The organism is Oleiphilus sp. HI0080 (assembly GCF_001635135.1).
In genome coordinates, this window is record NZ_LWFU01000635.1 from 1 (window position 1) to 5173 (window position 5173).

The 5173-nt window shown below is 40.1% G+C and carries 4 protein-coding genes; 1 reads left to right on the forward strand and 3 read right to left on the reverse strand.

Annotation, left to right across the window (positions count from 1 at the left end; translation table 11 throughout):
• Positions 1-425: 425 nt before the first annotated feature.
• A complete protein-coding gene (locus A3751_RS13890) occupies positions 426-1658 on the forward strand; it encodes a glycosyltransferase family 4 protein (protein ID WP_068457116.1) in 1233 nt (410 codons plus the stop codon).
• 117 nt (positions 1659-1775) lie between these two features.
• Here the strand turns inward: A3751_RS13890 and A3751_RS13895 are convergent, their stop codons facing one another.
• From A3751_RS13895 to A3751_RS13905, 3 genes are all read right to left on the reverse strand, one after another.
• On the reverse strand, positions 1776-3242 hold the full coding sequence (locus A3751_RS13895) for a lipopolysaccharide biosynthesis protein (RefSeq protein WP_068465361.1): 1467 nt from the start codon (positions 3240-3242) through the stop codon (positions 1776-1778).
• Complete coding sequence (locus A3751_RS13900) at positions 3235-4383, reverse strand: glycosyltransferase family 4 protein (RefSeq protein WP_068457122.1); 1149 nt, start codon at positions 4381-4383, stop codon at positions 3235-3237. The genes A3751_RS13895 and A3751_RS13900 overlap by 8 nt, the downstream gene beginning before the upstream one ends.
• Before the next feature lie 87 nt (positions 4384-4470).
• Positions 4471-5173: hypothetical protein (locus tag A3751_RS13905; protein WP_231876896.1), on the reverse strand; the 703-nt coding region annotated here is incomplete at its 5' end.

Below are 5173 nucleotides of genomic sequence, written 5' to 3' on the forward strand. Positions count from 1 at the left end.
ACGATAGTCCGCTTACAGTGCGACATTTGTTTATAGGGGTGTTATGAGCAGAAGGGCGACCAATGTTTTGTTTGTGTATCGTTTCCCGGAGGTCATCTAAAACAGGCGGAGGCTTATTTTCACTTACCCTAGAAATATCTATTCCTACGCTATGTAGGGCATTTTTTATTAAATGCTTTAATGACATTGTATTATGAGACCTTAAGATTAATACTTTGAGTATTACGCACTGCGCAATTATACCCCAGTTTATACCGAAGAATACTGTCGAGAAACAGGAAGAACTCAAACGAAAACTGTCTAGTTAAGCCCCGTCGATTCAGTTCGAGTTGAATTGTTATACGATTACTGTGTTGCGTAGCGTGGTCAGTCTCTAGTTTTATCGTCATAATCTAGATGTTTTTTTAAGTTAAAGGAATCAAGTATTGGAAGGAAAAATTTTAGTTATCGCCCCGAGATTTCCGACTGTAAACCAACCTTGGATGGATACATACCTCGTTCAGTTACTTCGAAACAACCTGTCCTTTGCGATTTATACAAAAAATTTTGCATCGACTGTTCACAGCAAAAAAATCGATACTCTAGGTTTAAAAAAATACATTTTGCCGTTTGCGCTGTTAAATAAGGAGAATGCTTTAAGTTTAGTAATGGCTCATCCTTTTAAGAACCTCAGTATTCTCTTTGAATGTTTACGAAGTGGGCAGCATCGAAAAAGCCTATCTGTGGCTGATCTGCTTAAGTTTTGCCACTTCATGGTAAATGAGCGTTTATTTTTCGATGTATCCATCATTCATGGACATAGTGAGGCATCGACATATGAATTTTTGTCATTCGCTAAAGCTAAGAATATTCCTGTTGTATTGACGTTTCATGGGTTACAGCCAGCAGGAGTTAGTCAGTTGGCTTTTGATAAAAGAAAAATACTGTATGAATATGCTTGTAGGATAATCGTAAATACTAACTTTGCGAAGTCGCAGGTTCTGGGATTAGGAGCGCCAGAGCAAAAAGTGGTAGTTTTACCCCAAGGCCTACCGATAGATGACTTCCCTTTTTACCCACCTTCTGCACCAAGGTCTGGTGAGCTGATGCGCTTAATATCCGTAGGGCGCTATGATAGGGGGAAGGGGCAACAGTATGCGTTAATTGCTTTGAGGCGGTTATTAGATATAGGGGTTAATGTTGAATTGGTGCTTGTTGGTGTAGGGCCTAAAGGTAAAGCTTGGCTTAGGGGGTTGGCAAATAAGCTTGGTTTGCAGAAGAACGTTTTATTTTTAGAAAATGTTAGGAATGAAGATATGGCTAGATTATATATGGATAGCCATTTATTTATTTTGGCTAGTACAGTTAGCAAAAGTACTGGGCTTACTGAGACGCAAGGTGTCGTGATTCAAGAAGCTCAAAGTAGTGGTCTGATTCCCATAGTAACGAATGTTGGTGGTATACCAGAGTGTGTAGATGACGGTCAGAATGCTGTATTAATTAAAGAACGATCATCTAGGGCTATTTTTAAAGCGGTGTTAGATTTGCTCAGTCGACCTAATGATTGGACTAGGTTACAGTCGAATGCTCGTCGCCATGTAGAGGCACACTTCTCGGACAGCGTCATTGGTGCAAAAATGCGAGATTTGTTAGTCGAAGTTGTAGCGACCGCTAAGTAAGAAGTAGATTTGACCTATCCCCCAAATTTAAAACCATGAACTAGATGAGATTTCCAATTATTGAGGGGTTCCCAATTTTAGTACCGCAACCTAAGTGGTGAATAGTTGATTTCCCCTTTAGTTGACTTTTAATTTTTTGAAAAGCCTGTTGAATAGGTTGTTTGTTTCTACTCGTATGATGCTATCGGTTCTAATCGCGATAAGAACAACAAGTACGCTTACTGACAACAGAAGTGTTTTGCACGCAACTGCGGTGACTAGGCTAAGGTTATCTAAGAACACCAGATCAATAAGTACAGCTGTTAAGCAAATAACTAAAACCAGAAAAAAATACTTCCAAGTCACTCCCATGTCAAACTTCTGTTTTCCGCTGTAAACCGTAAGAGTGAGTTGAAATACCCCTCCAATCAAGGCCGCGAACGCTGCACCTATATAACCAAACTCTGGAATTAATAATAATAGCGGTATGGTGATAAATGCTGCCGATATATAGTTGTTGCGTGAAATTATTTTGGTTGTCTCTGTCGCAAAAAAACTAAAGTTAAAAAAGAAATTGAGTGATGTAAGGACAACCGTTAAAGCAAGTATGGGGACAACCTTGGTAGCAGGGCGAAACTCATCACTCGCCATAATATCAATTACTGGGAGTGCAAATAAGCTGGTTGATAAGGCCGCAACTAACAGTACACTCGAAATATACGTAAAAATCTTCTTATAGATTTCTTGCGCATTGGGCATTTTATAGATTTTAAATCGCTCAGATTGCCATATCAGGCTAAAGGGTTGCCAAATCAAAATGGACATTATCATTGTGAGTTTTACAGCGAGTTCGAAGAAACCAATATCGTCTAGTGTGCTAAATTCACTCATGAAGTAGCGATTAGACGAGCCGTAATAAAGGGCTGCAAACGCACCAATCCACAAAGGCCAACAAAATTTGAACATTTTGATGGCAATGTCGCGGTCAAAGCCAATGCCCGTTTTTGACAGAGTAAAGAGGGTTAAACCGAGGGCGAAACACGAACTTGAAATTGCAGCGCTGTACGCAACACCTAATACGCCGAGCTCTAAATAAACGACGAAATAAATGTTTAGGGTTAGTTGGGTTATTAGTTTAGCGATACTGATGGCAGTGAATAGCCATGGGCGTTCAAGCAATCTGATATAAGTGAGTGCGTTGTACTCGGCAGATTGATTGACAATGAGCAAAGAAAACAAGCCAATAATGATTGCGAAATCTGATGATTCAAATAGGTAATCTGCGGTTACCTCTCGTGAGAAGAATACTAATAGTGTTGCGATGATACCGGCAAGTAAGGTGGTGCTAAAGCCGGTAAATACAACGCTGTTTTTTTCTCTTAGAGTGCTGTAGTCATGAAAGTACTTTGGAACGGCCTGTGTTAATTTTGCACCAAGGGTGATGTCTACAAGGCCTATAAAAAAAGTGATTAGGCCGACTGCGCCATAGTCAGCAGGGCTTAGCACTTGCGTATAGATAGGTAGCATAATGATGCTCACTATTTTTTGCGCAATGTTGCCAATAGCATAAATCGCTGAGTGCGAAAGCATCGTTGAGTTAGGCACTTTGCACTGCTTCAAAAGCATGAATTAGTTTTGCATGGCTTGTGTCTAAGTTGTATTGGTTTTTTATGCTTCGCTGTGCATTTGCACCTAGGTGTTTTCTTAGGTCTAGGTCAGTAGCGAGCCGCAATAGCGCTGTTACTGCCGAATCTATTATGCTTCTTTCATAGATTAATCCTGTCTCGGCATTGCTAGTTGCAAGGCAAACAGAGGGGTTATTCGGCACAACAACGGGTAAGCCTGCACGCATGTACTCAAGAATCGATAACGAGTAGCCTACCTCTCCTTCAGATGGATGGAATGCAAGGTCGGCTGCTGCACATATATCGTCTAAGTTTGAAACCTTTCCAGGGAAGCGAACATACCCCTCTATACCTAAGTGCTTTGCTTTATATTTGAAGTGCTCGAGATCAGGGCCATCGCCACAGTATAAATACACTAGGTTTGTACCTGGTGGGTTTTGCTTAATTAGTTGCGCCATGCACTCTAAAGCAAAGTCGATACCCTTAAACTTATTTGCCCTACCTGTGCCTATAATCACAGTGCTATCGTGCGGTATATCAAACTGGCCTAGTACAGAGCGGTCTCTGCTGACCTCGTAGTAAGGTATGCCGTTTGGAATGTTGTAGCATTTAGATGGAGCGGCACGATAAGTTTCGATAAGGCGGGCTTTTACATAGTCGCTGGTTGCAAATAAGGCAGTTGCGCTAAGTATGGAATTATTCAAGATTGATTTTAAAAAGCCTTTTAAGCCCGCACTTTTAGAGCGCTCGCCTGGTGTATGGTCGTGCACGATAATGTATTTTACACCAAATAACTTAAACACCGCATAGCGCCAATGGGCGACCTTTTGATCTGAAAAATAAATCGTTTTTATATTGTGTTGGCGAATAAACGAGAGTTGCCTAAAAAGGCTTGAGGGAGAACTGAGTGTGAAGTTAATGGTGTGGCACTCAATAGGCGCTGTTTCAATTGCTTGTGGCACAGTGCTGATGCTTGGGTATGCTAGATAGCTATGAAAGCGTGCTTTATATTTGAGCGCGATCGTTCGCCAAAAACTTTCCATTAGCCACCATGCAAAGCCCACGTTAGAGTCCCAGTTGGCAACTAATAAAATGCCCTGTTTAGCTTGTCTGCTTTTCATAGATACACGTTTACCGAGCAAAGTTTATGTGAGTATTTATTTTGGTTGTTCATTTAGGATCAAAGTCCTTGGATGCACGCCAAGTCTTTAGCTTTGTGTGGTTTTTATATACTGTTCGATTTTATCAAACCATTGATCATCTTGTTCATATCCGTATTGGATTAGAATATCGAATAGTTTAGGGCATTGATTGAATTGGTCATAAATACGTTTGTAGTATTTAGTGTCGTCCCATTTTCGTAGTTTCTTAGATATTTTTTGCCCCTCTAATACTAGGCTCTGGTCCTTCGCAGCATGTTTTCCAGTATATGTATACGCAAGTCGTTCTGGTTTGGTGTGGTAGTCTACAAAGTTAATATCGAATTTAAGGTCAAATGTTTCTGCTAGTTTTTTCTGGATATCGTTCGGATATGTAACTAAATCTTCATATTTTACTATGACTGCATTTGGATTTGTTTTAGATAGTACAACTTTGTTATGAATATCTATGATTCCTGGCGCGACATAGTTCCATTCGTTATCAAATTCGTCACTAGGCCAGTAACTGTTGTCAAATCCAATAAAGTATTGGTCCGGTATAAGCGGGTGTTTAGAGATTAGAATGTCTCTTATATCCCTGATTACCACAATAAGAATTATTTGTTTATTGTTTATATTCATTTTATCAAGCCATTGAATATGCATGATATCCAATGGAGCCTTAGAGGCTATGCTAGGTACCTTATGGATCAGGAACATGAAGTATTTTTCGAAGTCAGTAAACTGAAATCGAGTTGCAAGAGTTGTAGAT